The 23,631-nt window shown below is 62.9% G+C and carries 27 protein-coding genes; 18 read left to right on the forward strand and 9 right to left on the reverse strand.

The genetic code is table 11. From position 1 onward, the window contains the following. Nucleotides 1-3: 3 nt before the first annotated feature. The gene (locus H6979_00520) at nt 4-801 is read right to left on the reverse strand and encodes a TerC family protein (protein MCP5138329.1); all 798 of its coding nucleotides are present in this window, start codon (nt 799-801) and stop codon (nt 4-6) included. A gap of 100 nt (nt 802-901) precedes the next feature. Here H6979_00520 and H6979_00525 point away from each other — a divergent pair, with 100 nt between their 5' ends. Continuing rightward, entirely contained in the window at nt 902-1,492 is a 591-nt protein-coding gene (locus H6979_00525; GenBank protein ID MCP5138330.1) for a UbiX family flavin prenyltransferase, read from the forward strand. Beyond that, entirely contained in the window at nt 1,489-1,977 is a 489-nt protein-coding gene (locus H6979_00530; GenBank protein ID MCP5138331.1) for a pyridoxamine 5'-phosphate oxidase family protein, read from the forward strand. The genes H6979_00525 and H6979_00530 overlap by 4 nt, the downstream gene beginning before the upstream one ends. A 9-nt stretch (nt 1,978-1,986) precedes the next feature. Here the strand turns inward: H6979_00530 and H6979_00535 are convergent, their stop codons facing one another. Continuing rightward, nucleotides 1,987-2,787 (reverse strand): SDR family oxidoreductase, encoded by an 801-nt coding sequence (locus tag H6979_00535; protein ID MCP5138332.1) that lies wholly within the window; start codon nt 2,785-2,787, stop codon nt 1,987-1,989. A 180-nt stretch (nt 2,788-2,967) separates the two neighbouring features. Between H6979_00535 and H6979_00540 the strand changes: the two genes are divergently transcribed. Beyond that, entirely contained in the window at nt 2,968-4,464 is a 1,497-nt protein-coding gene (locus tag H6979_00540; protein MCP5138333.1) for a UbiD family decarboxylase, read from the forward strand. Here the strand turns inward: H6979_00540 and H6979_00545 are convergent. Beyond that, nucleotides 4,461-4,823 carry an aspartate 1-decarboxylase gene (locus H6979_00545; GenBank protein ID MCP5138334.1) on the reverse strand — a complete coding sequence of 121 codons (363 nt, stop codon included), beginning with the start codon at nt 4,821-4,823 and terminating at the stop codon, nt 4,461-4,463. The two genes, H6979_00540 and H6979_00545, sit on opposite strands and share 4 nt — an antisense overlap. Nucleotides 4,824-4,906: 83 nt before the next feature. On the opposite strand from H6979_00545, the gene H6979_00550 reads away from it, so the two are divergent. From H6979_00550 to yidC, 10 genes are all read left to right on the forward strand, one after another. Then, nucleotides 4,907-6,187, forward strand: coding sequence for a 3-isopropylmalate dehydratase large subunit (locus tag H6979_00550; protein ID MCP5138335.1), 1,281 nt, complete (start codon nt 4,907-4,909; stop codon nt 6,185-6,187). Then, on the forward strand, nt 6,184-6,684 hold the full coding sequence (locus H6979_00555; GenBank protein MCP5138336.1) for a 3-isopropylmalate dehydratase: 501 nt from the start codon (nt 6,184-6,186) through the stop codon (nt 6,682-6,684). The genes H6979_00550 and H6979_00555 overlap by 4 nt, the downstream gene beginning before the upstream one ends. Beyond that, entirely contained in the window at nt 6,685-7,569 is an 885-nt protein-coding gene (locus H6979_00560) for an oxaloacetate decarboxylase (GenBank protein ID MCP5138337.1), read from the forward strand. 87 nt (nt 7,570-7,656) lie between these two features. Further along, complete coding sequence (aepX, locus tag H6979_00565) at nt 7,657-9,282, forward strand: phosphoenolpyruvate mutase (GenBank protein ID MCP5138338.1); 1,626 nt, start codon at nt 7,657-7,659, stop codon at nt 9,280-9,282. Further along, nucleotides 9,279-10,412, forward strand: coding sequence for a phosphonopyruvate decarboxylase (gene aepY / locus H6979_00570; protein ID MCP5138339.1), 1,134 nt, complete (start codon nt 9,279-9,281; stop codon nt 10,410-10,412). The genes aepX and aepY overlap by 4 nt, the downstream gene beginning before the upstream one ends. 33 nt (nt 10,413-10,445) lie before the next feature. After that, nucleotides 10,446-11,531 (forward strand): aminotransferase class V-fold PLP-dependent enzyme, encoded by a 1,086-nt coding sequence (locus H6979_00575; protein ID MCP5138340.1) that lies wholly within the window; start codon nt 10,446-10,448, stop codon nt 11,529-11,531. Then, a complete protein-coding gene (locus H6979_00580) occupies nt 11,528-12,301 on the forward strand; it encodes a phosphocholine cytidylyltransferase family protein (GenBank protein ID MCP5138341.1) in 774 nt (257 codons plus the stop codon). Before H6979_00575 ends, H6979_00580 begins: the two co-directional genes overlap by 4 nt. 49 nt (nt 12,302-12,350) lie before the next feature. Next, complete coding sequence (locus H6979_00585; GenBank protein MCP5138342.1) at nt 12,351-12,629, forward strand: hypothetical protein; 279 nt, start codon at nt 12,351-12,353, stop codon at nt 12,627-12,629. A gap of 26 nt (nt 12,630-12,655) precedes the next feature. Beyond that, on the forward strand, nt 12,656-13,804 hold the full coding sequence (locus H6979_00590) for a CDP-glycerol--glycerophosphate glycerophosphotransferase (protein MCP5138343.1): 1,149 nt from the start codon (nt 12,656-12,658) through the stop codon (nt 13,802-13,804). Further along, on the forward strand, nt 13,804-15,303 hold the full coding sequence (yidC, locus tag H6979_00595) for a membrane protein insertase YidC (GenBank protein ID MCP5138344.1): 1,500 nt from the start codon (nt 13,804-13,806) through the stop codon (nt 15,301-15,303). Before H6979_00590 ends, yidC begins: the two co-directional genes overlap by 1 nt. On the opposite strand, the gene H6979_00600 is transcribed toward yidC, so the two are convergent. Continuing rightward, nucleotides 15,300-16,268, reverse strand: a complete 969-nt coding sequence (locus tag H6979_00600) for an NADP-dependent oxidoreductase (GenBank protein MCP5138345.1) — start codon at nt 16,266-16,268, stop codon at nt 15,300-15,302. The genes yidC and H6979_00600 overlap by 4 nt on opposite strands. Before the next feature lie 100 nt (nt 16,269-16,368). Between H6979_00600 and H6979_00605 the strand changes: the two genes are divergently transcribed. Further along, complete coding sequence (locus tag H6979_00605; GenBank protein MCP5138346.1) at nt 16,369-17,571, forward strand: multidrug effflux MFS transporter; 1,203 nt, start codon at nt 16,369-16,371, stop codon at nt 17,569-17,571. On the opposite strand, the gene H6979_00610 is transcribed toward H6979_00605, so the two are convergent. Then, complete coding sequence (locus H6979_00610) at nt 17,507-18,037, reverse strand: MarR family transcriptional regulator (protein MCP5138347.1); 531 nt, start codon at nt 18,035-18,037, stop codon at nt 17,507-17,509. The genes H6979_00605 and H6979_00610 overlap by 65 nt on opposite strands. A gap of 121 nt (nt 18,038-18,158) precedes the next feature. On the opposite strand from H6979_00610, the gene H6979_00615 reads away from it, so the two are divergent. The 3 genes from H6979_00615 (at nt 18,159) to H6979_00625 (ending at nt 19,973) form a co-directional block, all read left to right on the forward strand. Further along, nucleotides 18,159-19,094 (forward strand): hypothetical protein, encoded by a 936-nt coding sequence (locus tag H6979_00615; protein ID MCP5138348.1) that lies wholly within the window; start codon nt 18,159-18,161, stop codon nt 19,092-19,094. A gap of 90 nt (nt 19,095-19,184) precedes the next feature. Continuing rightward, nucleotides 19,185-19,763 (forward strand): sigma-70 family RNA polymerase sigma factor, encoded by a 579-nt coding sequence (locus H6979_00620; GenBank protein ID MCP5138349.1) that lies wholly within the window; start codon nt 19,185-19,187, stop codon nt 19,761-19,763. A 9-nt stretch (nt 19,764-19,772) separates the two neighbouring features. Then, complete coding sequence (locus H6979_00625) at nt 19,773-19,973, forward strand: zf-HC2 domain-containing protein (protein MCP5138350.1); 201 nt, start codon at nt 19,773-19,775, stop codon at nt 19,971-19,973. Here H6979_00625 and H6979_00630 read toward each other — a convergent pair. The 4 genes from H6979_00630 to H6979_00645 are packed head-to-tail and all read right to left on the reverse strand — an operon-like array spanning nt 19,931 to nt 22,293. Beyond that, entirely contained in the window at nt 19,931-20,389 is a 459-nt protein-coding gene (locus tag H6979_00630) for a DoxX family protein (protein ID MCP5138351.1), read from the reverse strand. The two genes, H6979_00625 and H6979_00630, sit on opposite strands and share 43 nt — an antisense overlap. 11 nt (nt 20,390-20,400) lie before the next feature. Next, nucleotides 20,401-21,159 (reverse strand): putative DNA-binding domain-containing protein, encoded by a 759-nt coding sequence (locus H6979_00635; GenBank protein ID MCP5138352.1) that lies wholly within the window; start codon nt 21,157-21,159, stop codon nt 20,401-20,403. Further along, nucleotides 21,143-21,997: a DUF692 domain-containing protein gene (locus H6979_00640; GenBank protein MCP5138353.1), complete on the reverse strand. Its 855-nt coding sequence runs from the start codon at nt 21,995-21,997 to the stop codon at nt 21,143-21,145. The genes H6979_00635 and H6979_00640 overlap by 17 nt, the downstream gene beginning before the upstream one ends. Nucleotides 21,998-22,017: 20 nt before the next feature. Beyond that, a complete protein-coding gene (locus H6979_00645) occupies nt 22,018-22,293 on the reverse strand; it encodes a DUF2282 domain-containing protein (GenBank protein ID MCP5138354.1) in 276 nt (91 codons plus the stop codon). A 206-nt stretch (nt 22,294-22,499) separates the two neighbouring features. Between H6979_00645 and H6979_00650 the strand changes: the two genes are divergently transcribed. Next, nucleotides 22,500-23,618, forward strand: coding sequence for a hypothetical protein (locus H6979_00650; protein ID MCP5138355.1), 1,119 nt, complete (start codon nt 22,500-22,502; stop codon nt 23,616-23,618). Nucleotides 23,619-23,631: the final 13 nt, after the last annotated feature.

Below are 23,631 nucleotides of genomic sequence, written 5' to 3' on the forward strand. Positions count from 1 at the left end.
ACATCAACGTCTGGTGCGCCCCGCATCCTTTGGGGGCGCGCCGGTGGCCGGCGGTGCTTCGGCTGTGTAGGCCTTGTGCAGCTCGACCGGAGCGGCGGCCCTTTTCCGCAGCCGCAGGTTGAGCATCTCGACGCTTACCGAGAAGGCCATCGCGAAGTAGATATAGCCGCGTGGCACATGGGTGCCGAGCCCGTCGGCGATGAGTGCGACACCGACCACCAGCAGGAAGGCCAGTGCGAGCATCTTGATGGTCGGGTGTGCCGAAACGAAATTGCCGATCGTCGTGGCAAACACCATCATCAGTACTACCGAGATAACCACTGCTGCGATCATGATGGGGACTTCGCTGACCATACCAACGGCGGTGATGATCGAGTCCAGGGAAAAGACCAGATCGATGATGATGATCTGCATGATGATTCCGCTGAAGGTGGCCACCACGACGCTTGAGCGACTGCCGGCTTCGCCTTCGAGCAGCTGATGAATCTCGCCGGTGCTCTTCCAGAGCAGGAACAGGCCGCCGCCGATCAGGATCAGGTCCCGGCCTGAAACCGGCTGTTCAAGCACGGTGAATACCGGTTCGGTGAGGCCCACGATCCAGGCGAGCAGCAGCAGCATGCCGATGCGCATGAACATGGCGAGGCCGAGTCCGATGCGGCGGGCAAGTTCGCGGCTCTGTGGCGGCAGCTTGTCGACCAGGATCGAGATGAAGATGATGTTGTCGATGCCTAGTACCAGCTCGAGCGCAGTCAGCGTCAGCAGGGCGATCCATGTTTCGGGCTGGGTAAAGAGTTCGATCATCGCGGGTCCCCGGTTCGGTTAAATCAGCGGGTGGCGGCCCGCATTGTCGGCCAGTATCATGCATGTGTCTGTATGTTGTCAGCTGGCCGCGGGAGTGTTCATGCGACTCATCGTTGCGATTACCGGAGCCAGCGGTGCCATTTACGGCATCCGCCTGCTGGAGGCGCTGCGCGAAGTGCCGGATGTCGAGACGCATCTGGTGCTGAGCAATGGCGGCAAGCTGAATATCGCGCTGGAAACCGACCGGGATCCACGGGATGTGGAAGCCCTCGCCCACGAGGTGCACAACGACCAGAACCTGGCGGCAACCATTGCCAGTGGATCATTTGCCACAGGCGGCATGATCGTCGCGCCGTGCTCGATGAAGACCCTTTCGGGCATCGTCAATTCCTATGCCGACAACCTGGTTGTGCGGGCTGCAGATGTGATTCTCAAGGAACAGCGCAAGCTGGTGCTGATGCCGCGCGAGATGCCGCTGCATGTCGGTCACTGCCGGCTGCTGCTGCAGGCTGCCGAGATGGGCGCAGTGATTGCACCCCCGATGCCGGCTTTCTACAACGAGCCGCAGACGCTTGACGACATCGTCAACCACAGTGTGGGGCGCGTGCTGGACCTGTTCGGCATAGAGAGTGGCCTGGTCAAACGCTGGCAGGGTGCGAAAGCGGCCGGCCGGAACGCAGCGAAGAAATGACCGCGCCGGATGGCGATGCTGATTTTGCCCGCGTGCGTGAGTTGCTGGCCGGGCACAACACGCTGACGCTGGCGACTTCCGGCGAAGGCGGCGCCTGGGCGGCCAGCGTGTTCTATGCGAGCGACGAGCGCTGCAACCTTTATTTCGTATCGGATCTGAAGACGCGTCACGGGCGCGACATGGATCGCGAGCCACGCGTGGTCGCCGCGATCAACCGCGATGTTGCAGGCTGGGATGAGGTGATCGGCCTGCAGGTCGAGGGGCGGGCCGAGGTCCTGAGCGGCGTTGCCCGGGCCGCTGCATTGGCAAGCTATCTGGCCAAGTTCATCCAGGTGCGACGGATATTCGAGTCGCCGCGTGAAGCCAGCGAAAAGCTGATCGCCACGCGGCTGCAGAGCACGGCATTCTGGCGCCTGACACCCGAATGGATACGCCTCATCGACAGCACGCGCGGTTTCGGCTGGAAGCGTGAATTCCGTCTCTGAGTCCGCCCTTCAGTAGGAGTCGCCGCTGGAGTAGGGCGGCAGCGTCCCGATATGGATACCGCTGTCGACGATCAGGGTCTCGCCGGTGATCAGGTGCGGGCCTTCAAGGAACCATACCAGCACGCCGGCGATGTCTTCGGCGGTGGCCACCTTCTTCAGCGGCAGCTGATCGCCCATCGTCTTGATCATCGCCGCATATTGCTCGTCGCCCATGCCGCCTTTCAGCCAGCGGGTCTGGATCATGCCTGGTACCACGGTGTTGATGCGGATTTCCGGCGCCAGTACGTGCGCCAGCGACTTGGCCATCAGGTTGAGTGCCGCTTTCGATGCAGCGTAGGGAATCGACGAGGCGATGCCGGTTACGCCGCCGATCGAGGAGTCATTGACGATGGCACCAAAGCCCTGCTTCTTCATGATCGGTGTGACGGCCCGGATCATCTGGTAGGCGCCGACCACGTTGACGGCATAGATGTCGAGAAAGTCCTGCTTGGTTACCCCATCGAGCTTGGGGTAGGGATTGAACTTGGTACGCGCCGCATTGTTGATCAGGTAGTCGATGCGGCCCCACTTGTCGACGGCGGCCTTTGCCATCGCGCGGCAGGCGTCGTCGTCAGACACGTCGGCCTGGAAGACGATGGTTTCTGCACCCCTGGCGCTGCAGGTCGCTGCGGTCTCGTCGGCCTCGGCCTTGCTGCGCGTGTAATTGATCACCACGTTGCAGCCGTGTTCAGCCAGCAGGATGGCTGCTGCTGCACCCACTCCGGTAGCTGAACCGGTAACGATTGCGACTTTCTTCTGGCTCTTTGTCATGTCCGTCTTCCTGTTTACAGAATGGCCGTTGGCCCGCAGGGCGCATAGCCTACCGGATATCGCCGCCATTCGTGCTCGCCCCTGTCGATATGGAGCATCTGCCGGGCTGCTCCGGTCCGGCCGTCATGCTATGGTTTGCGGATTACGGTTCAGGGCTGCGAATCAAGGGAGCGACGGGCGATGGCGTTCAAGGACATGCGGGAATTTCTGGCCAGTCTGAAAAAGATCGGCCAGCTCAAGGACGTGGATGTGGCCCTGGATTGCGGCCAGGGCACCAATGAGCTTCAGGCGCTGATGCGTTATCTCGCCGAGATCAATGGTCCCGGACTGATGCTGAAAAACCTGCAGGGTTACAACACGCCTGGCGTACCCGTGATCTTCAATCCCTTTGGTACCCGCGAGCGCACCGGTCTCACCATCGGGACCGCGGATGTCATCGAAGCCAAGATGAAACATGCCAGCATCCTCAACGACCGCTCCACCTGGCACAAGCCGACCATGGTCGAGCGCAGCAAGGCACCCTGCAAGGATGTGGTGATTGGCAAGGACGATATTTCTGTCGACAAGCAGTTGCCGCATGTCTGGATCGGCAAGGAAGGTGCTTCCTACATCACCGGTGGTGTGGTCGTCACCAAGGATCCGGAAACAGGCGTGCGCAACGTCGGCTGGTATCGCCTGACGCAGCTGTGGAACTGCAAGCATCCGCAGGGTGGCAGCTATGCGGAGAAGGAACAGAAGAAGCAGCTGTCGATCTTCGCCTTCTGGAATCCGCCGATGAACCACATCGGCCTGCATCTGGCCAAGGCACAGCGCATGGGCAAGCCGCTGGAGATCGCGGTGGCCTGTCAGTGTGATCCGGCCGTGCACATGGCTGCGGCGACCGGCGTGCCCTACGGGCTGGACGAATACGAGTATGCGGGCGGATTGCGCGGTTCGCCGGTGGAACTGGTGAAGTGCGAGACGGTCGATCTGGAGGTGCCGGCGACTGCCGAATACGTGATCGAAGGCGTATTCCAGCCCGACGTGCCGCAGCAGATCATCGGCTGGCATTCGAACTCGGTCGGTTACTACGACAAGCACCAGGTCTTCCCGCTGTTCGATGTCACCTGCATCACCCATCGCAAGAATCCGCTCTGGTACGCGACCATCGAGATGATGCCGCCCTTCGATCACAACTACCTGGCGCTGATCCCGATCGAGGGCGAAATGCTCTCCGACCTGCAGCGCAAGATTCCCGAAGTGAAAGACTGCGTGGTCACGCCGAACATGACTTACATCGTGCAGCTCAATGTCGATGGTGCGCACAAGCCGCATCCGGAATTCGGCAAGTATGTGCTGCACGCGCTGTGGGGCGCCGCCGGCCGCTGGCCGCGAACCGCCAAGATCGCCGTGGTTGTCGGGCCGGACGTGAACCCTTACGACCTGTCGGCAGTCGAGTGGGCGATACAGACCCGCGTGCAGCCTTACAGCGACATCATCATCAACCGCTCGGGTCAGGCCTTCGTGCTCGATCCCTCGGCGCCGAAGGGCCCGCAGGGCTTCCCGATGGTCGGTGAGCAGATGGGCATCGACGCGACGATCAAGATTCCGGAGCGCTTCACCGAGTATGCGGACGTCAGCCAGGCTGATCCGGCAGATGTGGCGAAGATCGCCGAGAAGCTGAAGGGGATCCTCTAGCCGCTGGCTGAGCCCAGGCGATTGCTGGCGGTGTCGGGAAAGATGATGGTCGGCTTGAAGGCCTTGGCCGCGGAGAAATCCATTCCGGCATAGGACAGGACCAGGACGATATCGCCGACCGAGAACAGCAGTGCGGCGGGCCCGTTCATGCAGATGACGCCCGAGCCGCGCTCGCCCTTGATGACGTAAGTGATAATGCGTTCGCCGTTGCGCTGGTTGAGCACGTGTACCTGCTCGTTTTCGATCAGGTTGGCGGCATCCATCAGGTCTTCGTCGATGGTGATGCTGCCGATGTAATTGATGTCGGCTGCGGTAACCGTGACCCGGTGAATTTTGGACTTCAGAACCTGTATCAGCATGGTACGGTGCCGGGCGTTCGCCTTGAAAGGGAGCGACATTGTCCGGACTGTAAACACGGCAGGTCAAGCGCGACCAGCATCGGATGAGCCATCGGGCCATGGGACAGACGCTTAGCGAGAAGATTCTGGCGCGCGCTGCGGGGCAGCCGGTGGCCCGGCCGGGCGAAATCCTGACCTGCAGGGTGGATCTGGCCCTGCTGCTCGACTCCGGCGGCCCGCGGCGCATCTGGCCCCGGCTTAAAGAGCTGGGAACCGGCGTCTGGGATGCGGACCGTATCGTGCTCTGCACCGATCATTTCACGCCCGCCGTGGACGCCGAGTCGGCGGCCATCCTGCAGCTGACACGCGACTTCGCGGCCGGGTTCGGCATCCGTAATTTCTTCGATATGCGCGGTATCGGCCACGTGCTGCTCGCCGAGCAGGGCCTGCTGCAACCCGGAATGTTTGCCTGTGGTGGTGATTCCCATTCCAGCATGGGCGGGGCCTTCGGCTGCTTCATGGCCGGTTTCGGTGCCATCGAAATGACCGGCGTGGTGGTGACCGGCGAGATCTGGATCCAGGTGCCGGGGACCGTTCAGGTGAACTGGTCGGGTCGCTTCAGGCATGGCGTTGTCGCCAAGGACATCGCCCTGTTCCTGTGCCGCGAGCTCGGAATGGAGAATGGCGGCCGGGTGATCGAGTATGGCGGCGAGACGGTGCGTGCCATGTCGGTCTGGGAGCGTATGGTGCTGACCAACATGGCGGCCGAGCTGGGTGCGGAAACCGGCATTGTCGCGGCCGATGAAGTCACGCTGGCGGCGATCTGCGCGGCAGGCCGGGAACCGGCCACCGATGCCCTGCAGTGGCGTGGCGATGCCGATGCCGCATACCTTGATGTGCGCAGCTACGTTGCCGATGATCTGGTGCCGCAGGTGGCGGCGCCGCACTCACCGGCCAACAGCGGGCCGGTGGACGGCTGCGACCGCGTGCATATCGACCAGGCCTACATCGGTGCCTGCGTCGGCGCCAAGCTCACCGATCTGCATATGGTCGCTGAAGTGCTCAAGGACCGGAAAGTGGCGAAGGGTACCCGGCTGCTGGTTGCGCCCTCGTCATCAGCCGTGATGGCACAGGCGGCTGCCGACGGTACGCTGGCGACGATCTCCGCGGCGGGCGCATACCTGCTGCCCACCGGCTGCGGCGCCTGTGCCGCTCTCGGTGCGGGCGTGCTGGCGGAAAACGAGGTGTGCATCTCGTCGACCAACCGGAATTTCAAGGGCCGCATGGGTGCCAATTCTGCGGAGGTCTACCTTGCATCTCCCTATACCGTGGCGGCATCGGCGGTAGCCGGGCGGATCACCGATCCGCGAGAGTTTCTCGCATGAAGCCCATCAGTGGACGCGCCTTCGTATTCGGTGACGACATCAACACCGATGTCATGGCACCGGGTTTGTATTTCAAGGCACCGATGGCGGAGATGGCGCGGCATTGCCTGGAGGCCGTGAATCCCGATTTTCCCCGACAGGTGCAGCCCGGCGACCTCATCGTCGCCGGCCGCAATTTTGGTATCGGCTCCGCACGCGAGCAGGCGGCCATGGCACTCACGCATCTGGGCGTCGGCGCAGTGCTCGCCGTGTCCTTCGGCCGGATCTTTTATCGCAATGCCCTCAACTTTGGCCTGCCCGCGCTGGTTTTTCCGGACGCAGGCCAGATCCGCGCCGGCGATGCCCTGCAGCTGGATCCGGTGACGGGCCGTATCGAGCGGCCGGCGACCGGGGAGAGCTGGACGGTCCAGGGTCTGCCCGTGCATCTGATGGCGATGATCGAGGCGGGTGGACTGATGCCCTGGCTGAAACTGCGTTTGGCAAAAGAGAAAACCTGAATGTCACACACGACGCGTTTACGCGAACTGCTGGTCGGGCAGCCCTTCATTGCGCCGGGCTGCTACGACGCCTTTACGGCGCTGCTCATCGAACAGGCGGGCTTCGGTTGTGCCTATGTGAGCGGGGCGAGCATCGCCTTCACCCGGCTCGGTCGTCCCGATATCGGCCTGACCACCCTGACGGAAGTCGCCGAAACCGTCGGCAGTATCCGTGACCGTGTCAGCCTGCCGTTGATCGTGGACGGCGACAATGGCTTCGGCAATGCGCTGAACGTGCAGCGTACCGTGCGCCTGCTGGAGAAGATGGGCGCCTCCGCGATCCAGCTCGAAGACCAGACCTTGCCAAAGCGCTGCGGTCACCTGGACGGCAAGACGCTGGTCAGCACAGCGGAGATGATCGGCAAGTTGCGGGCGGCGCAGGATGCGCGCATGGATCCGGCCACTGCAATCGTCGCGCGCACCGATGCGATCGCGGTCGACGGTTTCGAGGCCGGGCTGGAGCGGGCGCACCGCTATGCCGAGGCCGGCGCAGATGTGCTGTTTGTCGAAGCACTGCGTACGCCGGAGCAGATGGCGCGGGTGGGCCGTGAGCTGGGTGGGCGTGTGGCGCTGCTTGCGAACATGGTTGAGGGCGGCAAGACACCGCTGTTGTCCATCCGGGAACTTGGTGAGATCGGCTTCCGCCTGGCCATTTTCCCCGGTGCGATGGTCCGCGTCGTGGGTTTCGCGGCCAGCCAGTACCTCGCGACGCTGAAGGCCGACGGTACGACGCGTGGAATGCTCGACCGGATGTTCGATTTCTCCCGACTCAATGCCACCGTCGGCACCGATGTGATGCTGCAGACGGGCGAGCGCTACTCTGCCGAGACCATGGCGAAGAAATAGCGCCGTGATACCGTCGGATTGGCTGCGTCCGGTACACTAAGGGCTGTAAATTGCGCTGGAGGCGGGCAGGACGCACCGCGACCGGGAATGCAACTGAAAAAAACCACCCGGTTCCGGCAACTGCTGGCCAGCCCGGAGCTTGAATTCCTCATCGAGGCCCATAACGGCATCAGCGCCAGGATCGGCGAGGAGGCCGGTTTTCGCGGCATCTGGGCGGGTGGCCTGTGCATGTCGGCACAGTACGGGGTGCGCGATTCAAACGAGGCGAGCTGGACGCAGGTCCTCGAGATGCTCGAGTTCATGGCCGATGCGACCAGCATCCCGATCCTGCTCGACGGCGATACCGGCTACGGGAACTTCAACAATGTGCGTCGCCTGGTGCGCAAGCTGGAACAGCGCGGCATCGCGGCGGTCTGCATCGAGGACAAGCTCTATCCCAAGACCAACAGCTTTATCGACGGTGACAAGCAGCAGCTGGCTGATGTCGACGAGTTCTGCAGCCGCATCAAGGCCGGCAAGGATGCGCAGACTGACGACGAGTTTGCGATCATCACGCGGGTCGAGGCATTCATTGCGGGCTGGGGGCTCGACGAGGCGATGCGCCGTGCCGAGGCCTATCATGCGGCCGGTTCGGACGGCATCCTGATTCACAGTGCGCTCGGCAGCGCGACGGAGGTGCTTGCCTTCCAGAAGGAATGGGCGGGCCGTTCGCCGGTCGTCATCGTACCGACCAAATATCATGCCACGCCCACGGACGTGTTCCGCGAAGCCGGCTTTTCGATCGCGATCTGGGCCAACCAGCTGTTGCGCGCGGCAGTGGTCGCCATGCAGGAAACCGCGCGGACCATTCATCGGGAACAGAACCTGCGCTCGGTCGAGGACCGTATCGCGCCGGTCAAGGAGCTGTTCCGGCTGCAGGGCGCATCGGAGCTGCAGGAGGCCGAAGAGCGTTATCTGCCGAAGCGCCAGGCACGCTCGCGTGCCTTGATCCTGGCCGCGTCGCGTGGCTCGGCGCTCGGCGAACTGACCGAGCACCGGCCGAAGACCATGGTGAAAATCCGCGGCCGTCCGCTGCTCTCGCATATCGTGTCGGCCTACAACGCGGCGGGCATCAAACGCATCAATGTGGTGCGCGGCTATCTGCCGGAAGCTGTCGACCTGCCGGCGATCAGCTATGCCGACAATGCCGACTATGCGGATACCAGTGAGCTGGTTTCGCTCGCCTGCGGTCTGGCCGGCGATCCCGATGACTCGATGGACCTGTACCTTTCCTATGGCGATGTGATTTTCAAGCGATACATACTCGACGCGCTGGCCGAAACCGATGACGATTTTGCGATCGTGGTGGATACCGAATGGCACGAGTCGGTAAACCGCGGCAGGGCCGCCGATTACGTCAGTTGCACCCAGCCGCATTCGCGACGCGCCTTCTATCAGCAGACATTCCTGGAGCGTGCAGCAGAGGATTTGCCCGAGAGCGCGATCCACGGCGAGTGGATGGGCTTCATGAAGATCTCTGCGGCCGCGCTGCCGCGATTTCGCAACACCGTGGCTGCGCTGGCCGCGGAGCCGGGGAACCGCAAAGCCAAGCTGCATGAACTGCTCACGGAGCTGGTACGCGGTGGCGAGCGGATCCGCGTGATCTACACCACCGGGCACTGGCTGGATATCGACAGCCTGGAAGACGTGGTTGCAGCGGGCAGCTTTGCATGATTGAGGCCGGCAGTTTTGTTGCGGCCGCGGCGAAGCGCGGTTTCAGTGTCTACAGCGGCGTGCCCTGTTCTTATCTGACGCCATTCATCAACTACACGATCGGTTCGGACCGGCTGCGCTATGTTGCTGCTGCAAACGAGGGCGATGCGGTGGCGATCGCTGCCGGCGCGGAGCTCGGCGGCTGCGGTGGTGTGGCGATGTTCCAGAACTCCGGTCTCGGCAATGCGGTCAATCCGCTCACCTCGCTGACCTGGACGTTCCGCATTCCGATACTGCTGATCGTCACCTGGCGCGGTGAACCGGGCGGTCATGCCGATGAGCCCCAGCATGAACTGATGGGGCAGATCACGCCGCGCATGCTGGAGCTGATGGATATTCCGTGGACGCTGTTTCCGGCCAGCGACGCGGCGATTGCACCGACGCTCGATGTCGCAGTCGCACGCATGCAGACCGAACAGAGACCCTATGCGCTGGTCATGCGCAAGGGAAGTGTCGCCGACAGCGCGTTGAGCGGAGCACTCAGGGCACCGGTGCCGCTCAAGGCCGCATCTGTTCTGCGCCGGCCGGCCGTCGCCCGGCGACAGGCGATGCTCGCAGCAATCCGGGCCGCAGACTCCGGGCGCGATGTGCTGGTGGCAACCACGGGTTACATGGGCCGCGAACTCTACGCGCTCGGTGACCGGGCCAATCAGCTCTACATGGTGGGTTCGATGGGCTGTGCGGTCAGCCTTGCTCTTGGTATCGCACTCGCGCAGCCACGCCGACGGGTAATCGCCATCGACGGTGACGGCGCTGCGCTGATGAGGCTTGGTGCGTTGAGCACGGTGGCTTATGAACGGCCGGATAACCTGGTGCACATCGTGATCGACAATGGGCAACACGAGTCCACCGGTGGCCAGAGTACGGTGTCGCCGCACGTGGACTTCTGTGCGATCGCGGCGGCCTGCGGCTATCCGGTCGTCGCGACGGCCAGCGAGCCGGGGGAACTCTCCGCACTCCTCGCCGCGAATTCGTCCGGGCCGCTGTTCATTCATGTGCCGGTGCTGCCCGGTGTGCCGGCAAAGCTGCCGCGTCCGGTCATCACGCCTGCCGAAGTCGCAGCGCGTTTGCGGCAGCATCTCAGGGACTGATTCATGCAGCAGCGGCCAACGGAAAACCAGCGTCTGATCCTGCTCAATCCGGGACCTGTGACACTCACCGCACGGGTACGCAACGCGCTCGCCGCCGGTGACTGGTGCCATCGGGAACCTGAATTCGCTGCGCTGATTCGCGATATCAATTTGCGGCTGGCGCAGGTGCATGGCAGCCTCGTGCAGGACTACTGCGCCGTCACGCTGGCCGGTTCGGGTACCAGCGCCGTGGAAGCAATGCTTTCGAGTTTTGCCCCCGACCACGGTGCGACGCTGGTGGTTGCCAACGGCGTGTACGGTGAACGCATGCAGCGCATGCTGGCGGCGCATGGCAAACCGCACCGCGTGGCAGAACACGACTGGACGGCAGGCATCGACCTGGCGGCGATGGAGAAATGCCTGCAGAGCGACCCCTCCATCAGTCATCTGGCCATCGTGCATCACGAGACGACGACCGGGCGGCTCAACGATATCGCCGCCGTCGGGCGGTTATGCCAGGCGCGTGGCCTGACCATGCTGCTCGATGCAGTGAGCAGTTTCGGCGCGGAACAGATCGATGCTGCTGCCTTGAATCTCGGTGCGCTGGCAGGTACTGCAAACAAGTGTCTGCACGGTGCGCCCGGCCTGTCTTTCGTGCTGGCTCGCAATGATCTGTGGGCCGGGCCGGCCCCGAACGCCGGCAGCATCTATCTGGACCTGCGCGCCTACTACGCGGCCCAGCACCGCGACGGCTACTCGCCATTTACGCTGCCGGTACAGATTGCATTCGCACTGCATGAGGCGCTGCTCGAGCATGCCGGGGAGGGTGGTGCCGAGGCGCGCCGCCAGCTCTATCTGGCCCGCGCGCAGCGTATCCACGCCGCGTTGTCGGTCTGCGGTATTGCGACCTTGCTGCCCCCGGACGAGTACTCCAGTGTGCTCTGGTCATACCGGTTGCCGGCGCATCGCAGTTATGCGGAGTTGCACGCGGCACTGAAAGCCGAGGGCTTTATCATCTACGCCGGACAGGGTGATCTGGGCCGGCAAATCTTCCGCATTGCGCATATGGGCGATATCCAGGAAGAAGACCTGATCCGCCTGTGTACGGCGCTGACCGGAAATCTGGGCGCCCGTCCATGAGTGCCACCGTGATTGATACGGCCGTCATCCTTGCTGCCGGGCGAGGTACGCGGCTCGCCGGCCACGTGCAGGACTGTCCGAAAGGCTTCCTGCGACTTGGTGAGAAACCGATCATCGAGGAGTCCATCGACCGCCTGGTCGCTGCAGGTATCGGGGAGGTGATCATCGTGACCGGCCACTGCGCAGGGCATTACAATGATCTTGCCAGGGCTCGTGCCGGCCTGGTGCGCGTGGTACACAACGAACGCTATGCCGATTCCGGCAGCATGTATTCGCTCTGGTGTGCGCGGGATATGGTGCAGGGACCGTTTCTGCTGCTCGAATCCGACCTGGTTTATGAGCCGCGTGCGTTGCGCTGCCTGCTCGATGAGCCGGCGACTGATGCCGTGCTGCTGTCCGGTCCGACGGGCGCCGGCGACGAGGTGTATGTCGAGGTGCGGGATGGCCGTTTGCTCGCCATGTCCAAGCAACCGGCGGCCCTGGGTGGCCCGCCGGCGGGTGAACTGGTCGGCATCTCGAAGATTTCCGCAGAACTGTTCCGGCTGATGTGCGAGATTGCCGGCCGCGCCTTTGCAACGACGCTGCGCTTCGACTACGAAACCGACTGCCTGGTCGCAGCCGCGCGCAAGCGAGCCATCGTCTGCCCGGTAATGTCCGACCTGGTCTGGGGCGAGATCGACGATCCTTCGCATCTGGCGCGTGTGCGGGACACCGTATATGCAGAGGTGATGCGTCGTTCCGCCGCCAGCGTTGCAGTGCCTGCCCAATGATTGTATACAGCCAGCAGTTTTCGCTCCCGACCCAGGACATTACAAGGCCATGAAACGGAAACCCGATGCCGCCATCATGACGGTCGCGCTGCTCAGTCTGCTGGGCTTTGCGCCGCTCGCGCAGGCCTATCTGGATCCGAGTACCGGCAGCATGATCCTGTCGGCCATCGTCGGTTTGTTTGCCACGGCGGCTCTTGCGGTCAAGACCTGGTGGTACAAGCTGAAGTCGCTGTTCCGTGGCGGACCGGACAAAAAGCCGGCCGGGCGCACCGATGCGGAAAAGTCGCAACCACCGGCCTCCGGAGATGAGGGTTCCCGTCGCAGCTGAGCAGCTGCCGGACCCGCCCGCTGCGCATGGCCGTGACGTTCTTCCGGGACTGGAGCGGTTATCGTGCATTCCGTCGCATACCGCGCGACGAGCGCCGTATCGTTTTTCTCGCCGAGAGCGGGCAGGACTGGCATCACTTCGAGCCGGTCGTCCGCCACCTGACCGACGTCCTCGGCGAACCGGTACTCTATGTGTCGTCGGATCCGGGTGATCCGGGCCTGCATCAGGCGTCGCCACTGATCCGCTCCTTCTGCATCGGCACAGGGCTCTGGCGGATCTGGTTCTGCCAGTTCCTGGATGCGGATGTGCTGGTCACGCAGATTCTCGATTTCGGCAACCTGGATCTCAAGCGTTCGGTGCATCCGGTGCACGTGGTCTACATGTTTCATTCGCTGATCAGCACGCACATGGCTGACTACGCCAACTCCTTTGACAGGTACGACACCATCCTCTGCGCCGGTCCGCACCAGATGCGGGAAATCCGCCGCCGTGAAGAACTGCACAAGCTGCCAGCCAAACAGCTGATCCCGCACGGCTACGGACGCCTGGAAGAACTGCTGGCCAACCGCCGCGAAGCGCCGCCGATCAGCAGCGATGGCGACATACATGTGCTCCTCGCGCCGTCCTGGGGCGAGGAGACGATCCTGCCGGTATGCGGTAGCGAGCTGGCGGACTTGCTGATGTCAGCCGGATTCCGGCTGACTTTGCGGCCGCACTACCAGACGCGCTGGAAGATGCCCGAAGTCATCGACCGCATCGTGGCCCGGCATGGCGCCAATCCACGCTTCAGGCTGGTGGAGCAGATGGGTGAGAGTGATTCGCTCCACGATTCCCATGTAATGATCACCGACTGGTCGGGCGCCGGGCAGGACTACGGCATGGGACTTGAAAAGCCGGTGCTCTATATCGATGTACCGCCCAAGGCGCGCAACGACACCTGGCCGGAACTCGGCATGGAGCCTTTCGAGTCATATGTACGGAACAGGCTGGGTGCGCTGCTCAAACCGGAGCGTCTGGCAGAAGCGCCGCAGCTGATTCGCGAACTGGTGCGCGACCCGGCGCGCTTCAGGCGCGAAGTCGCGAAGCTGCGTGAAGAATCGGTATACAACCTCGGCAATAGCGGTCCGGCCGGGGCGCAGGCCATTGCACGGATCGCCGCGGAGTGCAGACGCTGATGCGCAGCTGCGTCATGGTGATTCTCGCCGTGCTGCTTGCCGGGGCGGCGCATGCCCAGGCCATTCGTCTGGATGGCGACCAGCAGAAGCTGCTGATCAATCCCTACGGAGGCTTGCCCGGCCGCTGGCTCGGTTGCATGGAGCGTTGCGCGGGCACCGACGAGCCAGGTGCCGGACAGACCGCCCTGTTGCGCGTTGGGGCCGGCGGCAGCCGCTTCGCCTGGCATGTGCCGGGCGACCCCGAGGCGGGCCGGAAGCTCAATGCGCTGACCTACCGTGCCGAATATCGGCAGACGGATACCCACACAACGGTCATCCTGACTTCGCTGGAACCATTCCGCGGCATGCGCCTTGTTCACCGTTATGCACTTGCGCGTGATGGCCGGACGCTGTCGGCGTCGCTGCAGATGCCACCGGGGGCGGTACTGGAACTGACGGGCGGTGCAGACCTGGTCGGCACACCTTTGCCGGGCTTCGGCAGTTTTTACAGCTATGCCCGGGCCATAAGCGTCGATGCGGATGGTCAACAGAACCTGAGCGGCGATGAGGACGCGAGCGCAGCCGAGCGCCAGTCTGTTCCCGGTACATGGGTGGGCCTGCGCGGTCGCTTCTGGACGGTCCTGCTGCAGCCAAAGGATGCGGTACGGGTTTCAGCCGCCGACATCGCCCCGGACCAGCCGAAGCTCGGCATCCGACGCGATGGCGCGGGCGGCGGCAATCTGGATCTGCAGATCTATGCCGGTCCGGTGCAGGCCACGGAGCTTGGGGCGGTGGCGCCTGAACTGCGCGGCATGATGTACGCCTCGCTGTGGGACTGGTTGCGCGCGCTGGCATTTGCGATGCATTGGCTGCTTGGCCAGATACAGCAGCTGGTCGGCAACTGGGGCCTCGCGATCATGCTCCTCTCCTTGTCGGTCAAGCTGCTGATGTGGCCGCTGACCTTTGTCGCCGAACGCTGGCAGGCTGAGGTCAACCGCACGCAAAGCCTGCTGCAACCGCAACTCACCGCCATCAGGCGCGAGTTCAGGGGCGAGGAGGCGCACCACCGTACGCTGGCAGTTTATGCGGAGCATGGTGTCAGCCAGTTTTATACGCTGAAGAGTCTCGCCGGTTTCCTGATCCAGATCCCGGTCTTCATCGCTGCATTCGACATGCTCGGTGAGAACTTCGGTCTCGGCGGTGCCGGTTTTCTCTGGGTACAGGATTTGTCGCTGCCCGACCGGGTGATGGCCCTGCCGGGCGTGCTGCCGTTTTTTGGCGGATACCTCAATTTCCTGCCGGTGCTGATGACCCTGTTTACCATCGCATCAGCGCGCGTGCAGGAAGAAGCCTCGCTGTCCGCGGAATTGCTGGCCAGCCAGCGCCTGCGGCTGTATGCGATGGCTGCACTGTTTTTCGTGCTGCTCTACACCTTTCCGGCGGGCATGGTGCTGTACTGGACCAGCAACAATCTGCTGCATCTCTGCAAGATCCTGCCGGGAAAGTTGCTGCGCCGCTAAGTCAGCAGATCGCTGATTTTCAGCACCAGCTTGCCCTGCGTCTGGCCGCTTTCCGATTGCCGGTGCGCTTCCTGTGCCGCGTCGAGGTCCAGGACCTTGATGCGCGGTATCGGGAATGTTCCACGCGCGAAGTGGGCGACCAGTTCGGCGAGCATCGCGCCATCGGGGCGGTGGTGCAAAAATGCCGTCTTGATGTTCCGCTCTGCGATTTCCGGCATGTCCGGTGGTTCGTTGTTCATGTAGGCCACGACGCCGCCGGTCTTTGCGAGGCGGATCGCCGCTTCTGCGATGCCATCCCCGAGCAGTGACTCGAGTATCACATCCAGACCATCCGGCTCCTGCACCCTGAGTACCTGCTCATAATCGGAAGTGCTGTAGTCGATGACATGGTCGGCACCGAGACCGCGCACATAGTTGAAGTTCCTGTGCCGCGCAGTCGTGTGGACGATTGCGCCGAGTCGTTTGGCCATCGGTATGGCGACACTGCCGAGACCACCGGCGCCGGCCTGGATGAGCACCGTCTGTCCCGGTTGCAGATTCGCGTACTCGGCGAGCGCCTGCCAGGCGGTCAGGCTGACCAGTGGCAGGGCGGCGGCTTCGATGAACGACATCGTTGCCGGCTTGGCTGCAATTGCGGAGGCGTCGATCGGTGCGTATTCCGCGTAAGTGCCGTGCTGTACAGACCAGCTGAATGCCAGCCCCAGTACCTCATCGCCGGGCTTCCAGTCGCGGACATTTTTTCCCGTGGCGACGATGCGGCCGGCCAGATCCCAGCCCGGTACGACAGGAAAGGTGCGCGTGATGTATTCCTGCAGTTCTCCGCCGCGCAAACGCCGGTCGATGGGATTGACGCCAGCGGCGGCGACCTGCACCAGTACCTGGTCATCGCCAGGCACCGGTATCGGCAGTTCGCCGATCTGCAGAACCTCCGGACCACCGTGTGCTGCGTAAAATGCTGCTTTCATGACTGCAAATGCCCTTATCATTCCCGATCATGATGTTCACCCCCGATACTGTAAAGCCTGCAGCGCGAGGCCCTCGCCGGACTGGCGGCCACCCGATCTAGTGTCTCGTACCGTACCGCAATATCTGGGGCTTGCCGTGCTTCTCGCCGGCCTGTCGATGGTGAGCCCGTTCTCCATCGATACCTTCTTCCCGTCATTTCGTGCCATGGAAGCGGACCTGAACGTTTCCCGCTGGCAGATGCAGCAGACGCTCACGGCCTACATGCTGCCCTATGCGGTCACTGCCCTGTTTCACGGGCCGCTGTCAGATGCGCTCGGCAGGCGGCCGGTGATCATCTGGGGCCTCGGTCTCTACACGCTTGGCTCACTCGCCTGTGTGCTGGCACCAAACTTCGGCTCGCTGCTCGCATTCCGGGCCGTGCAGGGGGCGACCGCCGGCGCCGGCATGGTGGTGGGACGGGCGATCGTCCGCGATCTGTACGAGGGTCCGCAGGCGCAGCGTCTGATGAGTCTGGTCACGCTGATCTTTGGCGTCGCACCGGCTCTCGCACCGGTCATCGGCGGCTGGATTCACGTCGCGCTGGGCTGGCGTGCGGTGTTTGCCTTCCTCGCGCTGTTTGGCCTGGTCATGGTGATCTCGTCCCATATCCGGCTGCCGGAAACCCATGCACCGGAACATCGTGTCCCGTTTTCGTTGCGTGCGCTGGCGGCAGCGGCATTTCGCGTTATCCGCGACCGGCAGTTCCTGCTGCTGGCACTGGCCGCGAGTTTCAATTTCCTCGGCGTGTTCTGCTACGTGGGTGCGGCGCCGTCACTGATTCTCGATCACTGGAAGCTCAGTGAAACACAGTTCATCTGGCTGTTTCTGCCAATAATTGCCGGTTTCACGCTGGGTGCGACGCTTTCGGGTCGGCTGGCCGGACGGATTCCGCCGATGCGGCAGGCTGGCTTCGGCTTCGCGCTGATCGTCACCACCTGTACGCTGCGGCTGCTGTTGCACTGGCAATTTGGCGAACTGCCTGTCTGGCTCCAGCAGATCGCGCTGTTCCTGTCGGGTATCGCAACCCAGCTCGTGTTCCCGGTGCTGACGCTGCGGATGCTCGATCTGTTTCCGCAGGCGAGGGGGTCTGCCGCCTCGACGCAGTCCTTCGTGTCGCTGGCTGTAGCGAGCCTGACGGTTGGTATCCTCGTGCCGCTCGTACAGGCGAGCCTCATGCACCTTGCGCTGCTGTCGGCGTTCAGCGTCTGGTTCGGGCTGGCGCTGTGGCGCGTCGAGTGCCGGTTGTCCGCACAGGTGATTTGACCTCGGCCGTCAGAGCGGACACCTGCTCGTACAGTTCTTCCAGTGTCTGTGTCGCGAGCGCTATGCGTTTGCCGGGAATGCGGTCCGCGGCCTGTTGAATTGACTCTCCGCCGACCCGTACCCATTCGCGCATCACCTCGGAGCCATGGTCGGTCAGCTGGACCAGTTTTGCCCGGCGATGATTCGGATTGGGCAGGTACCCGACCAGGCCCTCCCTGACGAGAGCATCCGTTGCCCGCTGAACATTCTGCCGGCTCATGGCCATTTTCCGCGCTACCGCGGAGACGGTCACCGGTCCGAGGGATATGGTGCTCAGAACCATGATCCGGGATCCGGTGGTGCCGAGCCTGGCAGCCGTGCGGTCGGTGAAGGCCATCAGCTGTACGTAGGTCTTCTGGATTTCGGAAAACAGGCGATACAGCGCCAGCGCTTCCGCCGAGGGTCTGGTCTGGTCGATGAAGCTCATGGGCATCACTCAGGGCTCAGTTGGCAGCGTTGACAGCATGATGACAGACTGACACCATGCTGCGAAATTGACAACATGGTGTCAATGTTCGGCAGGCGTCACAAGTGGAGAGCCGCGACCGGTGGGTATGTCCTTGTTCGATTTCTTCTCGGTATTCGACCGCTTCCGTCGCCCGGCAAATACCCGTGATGAGGCCTTTCATCGCGTGCACCCCAGGGACAACTTCTATCAGTCGGCCGGGTTTTTTCCGATGCCCTTTGCGATGGTGACGACGGTCAACGAGCAAGGCGTTACTTCAATCGGTCCACATTCACTGGCCTTTCCCTTCGACATCATCGAACAGCCCTCGATGATGCTGATCTCGAGGGCGAGTTCGAATACCTCGACGAACCTCCAGCGCGGCAGCAAGGCCGCGCTGCATTTCATCGAATACAGGGAGAGCTGGTTGCGGCCCATCGTGGCGCTGGGTTTTCCGGGTGTGGAACCGGAAGAGAAGATGAAGGGCATTCCCTTCGAGATGGTCAGGACACCATCTGCCGAATATGCCGGAGATCCCGACTTTCCGCTGCTGATGAAGGATGCGTTCCAGGTTTTCGAGTGTGAGCTGGACGGAGAATTCCACTACCAGCCCGGCAGGGAGACCGATCCCTCCGGCTGCGAGAAGTTCTGGTGCCTCAAGGTCAGGAACATTCTCCTCAAAGAGACCTTCCATGAACGGCTGCTGGCGCAGAAGGAATTTCCCAGCATGCCCATTTCATACGGCTTCCGGCATAACGAAGCGGGTGACCGGCGTTTCTTCTTTTGCTCCCATAACCGGCCAAAGCCGGTGCCCATACCGGTTGCCAAAGGGCTCGAGGCAAATTCCATCTATTACACGGCCAACAAGCTCGATCCGGAGGTCCGCTTCGAGCTTGAGGCCTGCAAGCTCCTGATCGACGCGCCGAAGGCGCTCCTCACTGTTGCCTTGAAGGGGATCATCCGTGAGGCAAAGAAGCAGGGCGTGACCATGGTCGATGCGGACTTCGTGCGCCAGGTCAACGCAAAGCGCCGGGCGTAGCCGGGGGAGGCCGGCCCCTCCTCGGGGGGGGGCAGCGAGTTGCGCGGACTAGCGCCCGGGATCTCTGAGCGGCTGGTACGATGCCGGACCATGCAGGAACCGCGCTTCGAAGCCAGCGAACTTGCCGGGTACCGACCGGTCCTGTTGCGCTATGCACGGCTGCACCTGCGCGATGCGGCCGCCGCTGAAGATGCCGTTCAGGACACGCTGCTGGCTGCCCTGCAGTCGGCGGCTGCCTTTCGCGGCGGGTCTTCGCTGCAGACCTGGCTGATTGCCATTCTGCGTCGCAAGCTGATCGATCAGCTGCGGAGGGGGAAACGCGAGGTCGCCGAAGCGGATGCCGGTCTCGAAACCGGGGACGACGATGGCGGGCTGCTGAACCGCCTTTTCGAGCGCAACGGTCACTGGGCCGTACCGCCGGCGGTCTGGGCTGATCCCGACGCCGCGCTTGAGCAGGCCGATTTCTACGCCGCCTTCGATGAATGTGTACAGGGGCTGCCTGAGCGCACGGCACAGGCTTTCGTGCTGCGCGAGGTCAGCGGCTTCGAAGCGGCGGAAATCTGCAAGGAACTGGCGATCTCGACGTCCAACTACTGGGTACTCATGCATCGTGCGCGACTGCGCCTGCGTGAGTGCCTCGAAAAGCGCTGGTTTGGCTCACGCTCCTAGGTGTTCACTATGCTTTCCTGCAAAGACACATCGACACTGGTTTCACGCAGCATGGATGAGACGCTGTCGTGGCGGCAGCGCCTGGCGGTACGGCTGCATCTGATGATGTGCGGCGCGTGCCGGCGTTTTGTGGGGCAGATGGGCTTTCTCAGGCGGGCGGCACGCCGCTACCCGGGTAGAGCGAACCGGCCGGACGGGGACTCGCGCTGAAGCGACAGTTTGCCGGGGCCGAATATCACCACGGTGAGCAGCATCAGTCCCCACAGGAAATGCTGGGCGAGCGCTGCTTCAAAACCACTGCTGAGCAACACGTGTGCATAGGAAACAACGGCCAGCACGTTGACTGCCGACAGTCCGATCGCAGCGACGCGGCTCAGCACACCGAAAGCCAGCAGCAGCGAAAAAAACAGTTCGCCGAAGGTTCCGGCGAATGCAGCGAGTTCCGGCGACAGCAGGGGGACCCGGTACTCTTCCTGAAAGAGAAACAGCGTACTGTCCCAGTCCGTCAGCTTCAGCCAGCCGGATTTCAGGAACTGCCAGCTCACCCAAAGACGCAGCGCGAGCAGAAACAGCGGCTGCAGGTGGTTCAGTAGCCGGGCCGCCACGGTCTCGGTCGTCCACAGCATGACCGGCAGTTTCACGATATGAGACCCGTGATGACACCTGCGGATACCCAGCGGGCCAGCACCTCGCCGTGATTCAGCGAAGTATCGCCGGGCGCAGCTGCCTGCTCGATGGCCCTCTGCAGGCACTCACCCCGCAACAGCGCTTCGAGAAAGCGGAATTCGCCTGGCTCCAGGCGATGCAGCTCCACCCCGTCGCCGCTGCGGCGGATGAGCAGATCGTCCCTTGTCTTGCTGGCAGTCGGGGGCATCCCGGCAAGCTTCCCACGGCGCTGATATTCACTCCAGAGGACAAACAGCGGCAGTGCCGAACTGTACAGGCGTGTCGCCGGATGCAAACGAAAGCACAGCGATCCATGCCCTGCTTCAGGCAGTGTGGCCAGTTTGCCGAAGTCGAAGCGCGCGGACTCATCGGGAGCGACCAGTACCTGCTGGATCAGCCACTCGAAACGCGAAATGTCGGCCAGCGGTGCGTCAGGCGTGCCGGCCAGATGTGCGGCAAGAAAGTCACCGAGTCCGGCACCGCAATAAAACAGGTTTCCGGAGCGTGACGGACAGGCCCGCTGGTACGCCCATGCCATCGCGCGAAATTCATCGTGACCCATCAGTCCGTGCAGAAGGGGGAACGCAGCCTCGAGTGCGGCCGCAAAGTTTTCCCGCGTGTTGCTTCGGTAAACGGCCAGGCGGCGATGTGGCCACCTTGCCGTGTGGGCTGGATCGCGGCCCAGTATGGCGGCGAGAAAGCCGGCCTGGGCGTCACGCAACGCGGACATGAGGTACTCCGGCAATGGCATCGGCATGCCGTGCTTCGGCGACCAGCCTGTCCAGCGCGGGTAGTTGCGAGTCCCACTCGATCAGGGTTGGCAGCGGGCCGGTCCGCGCAATCGTGCGCCGGTAAAGATCCCAGACCGGATCGGCAACGGGCGCGTCGTGGGTATCGATCAGCAACCGTCCGTCATCATCGTCCACGGCAGTGTGACCGGCGAGATGGATCTCCTGGATCAACGCGATGGGCAGCGCGGCGATATAGGCGTCGGCATCGTAGCCATGATTCTGCGCGCTGACGTAGACATTGTTGACGTCGAGCAGGATGCCGCAGCCGCTGCGCCGTGCCAGTTCGGCAAGGAACTGCCATTCCGTCACGGAGTCTTCGGGAAAGCGCAGGTAGCTGGAGACATTCTCGATGAGGATCTGTCGCTGGAGAAAATCCTGTATCTGGCTCACACGCGTTGAAAAATGGGTGAGTGCTTCACCGGTATGTGGCATCGGCAGCAGGTCATTGCTGAACACATCGCCGACCGAACTCCACGACAAGTGTTCGGAAACGAGTGCCGGCTGTATGCGGTCGACGAGCCGCTTCAGGCTTTTCAGGTGTTGTCCGGACAGCGCATCGGTCGAGCCTATGGACAGCCCGACCCCATGCAGGCTGATGCCGTAGTTGCGCCGTACGGCATCGAGCACATCGATCTGCCGGCCGCCTTCAGCAAAGAAATTCTCGCTGTGCACTTCGACCCAGGGAATCCCGGGCTGTCGCTCGAGAAATTCGCGATGGTGGGGGGCGCGAAGACCGATCCCGGCGCAAGCCGGGATCGGGTGCGCGGCACCGGTCATCGAGGCCGATGCCGTGGCCATTACATCGCCGATCCGGGTGCGCTGGTCTTGCCACCGGCCGCTTCGCATTCACCCTTGGGGACGTACTTCCATTCCGCCGGATCATTGTCTGCCTTGGCCTGGCCCTGGCAGGAATGACCATTGGCGGCGCAGCTGTTCTGCCCCGCTTTTGCAATGCCATAGCACTTTTCCTTGGCGCCATCCTGCGCGGCATTGGCGCTGGCGGTAAGTCCGAGTGCGCCGAGCGCCAGCAGGCCGCTGATGGCCGTGGATGCGATGAGTGATCTGTTATTCATGGTATTTGCTCTCCATTGTGGAATGACGGCATTAGCCGCTGATGGCCCCGGCTGCCGGCTCGCGCCGGCCTTGCAGGTGGCCTGACCGTTGGTCGTGTGGCAGGGCGAATCCTTACACAGGACGGCCGGGTTTGCTGTCCGGCATATGGTTCCGCTCCCGTCCCGATTGACGCTAGACTGGCCCCGAAGTTCCTGGCAGCGGTCGGATGGCGAAGAAAAAGACGACGCAGACCAGGTCGGGCATGGTGCGTGGAAAGAAGCGTGCCGGGCGGCGGCCGGCAGTCGAGCGGCGACGTAATCTGGCGATGCGCCGGCAGTTCTCGTGGGCTGATCTGCCTGACGAGGACTTGCTCGATGTGCGCCTCTGCGATCTCGGTCTCGATACATCCCATGGCCGGATCCCGGCTGCACTGGCGCGTCTCGACGACGAGCTGGCACGGCGCGGTATCCGCTTTCGCCCGCACTGCTGGCTTTCCGAGGACTGGTTTTCGCCAGATGGCGTCCCCGGTATTGCCATCCCGTTCTATCTCGCCCATCCGCGCCTGACGCGCCTCGAACGCCGGATGATGCACGAAGTGGAGGGTGGCAACCTGCGCTGGCTGCGCCGCATCCTGCGCCACGAAGCCGGACATGCCATTGATACGGCCTACCGGCTGCGCCGGCGCAAGGGCTGGCGGGAGATCTTTGGTCCGGCCTCGGTGCCGTATCCCGTCAGCTATGTGCCACGACCCGGCAGCCGCCGATATGTCATGCATCTCGGCCACTGGTATGCGCAGAGCCATCCAACGGAAGACTTCGCCGAAACCTTTGCTGTGTGGCTGGCGCCAAATTCAACCTGGCGCAAGGACTATGCCGAATGGCCTGCACTGCGCAAGCTGCTCTATGTCGATGAACTGATGGCAGAGATCCATGATCAGGTGCCGCCGGTGCGCAGCCGGAAGCATATCGAGCCGCTGCGCGAGAACCGCAGCACGCTGCGGCAGTACTATGAGGAGAAGCGTGCCTATTACGACACTTCGGAAACCGACCGCTACGATCAACGCCTGAAGCGCGTGTTTGGCTCGCGCGCCCGTCATCCGGGCCGCCCCCTGGCCTCTGCGTTTATCCGGCAGGTACGCCCGCAACTGCAGCGCCTGCTGATCCGCCGTTCGCGGTTACATCCTTACCTGGTACATAACGTCATGCGCATCGTCATACAGCGGACGCGGGATCTCGATCTCTGCGTGCATCGGCCTCTTCGCCAGACAAAGCGCGAAACATTCCGCTTGCTTGAGCGTATCCTTTTCGATTCGATACGCCGTGGCCGGGAGCGTTACGCATTATGAGAAAGAAGTGGCG

Source organism: Chromatiales bacterium, from assembly GCA_024234935.1.
In the GTDB taxonomy this organism is placed as follows: domain Bacteria; phylum Pseudomonadota; class Gammaproteobacteria; order Steroidobacterales.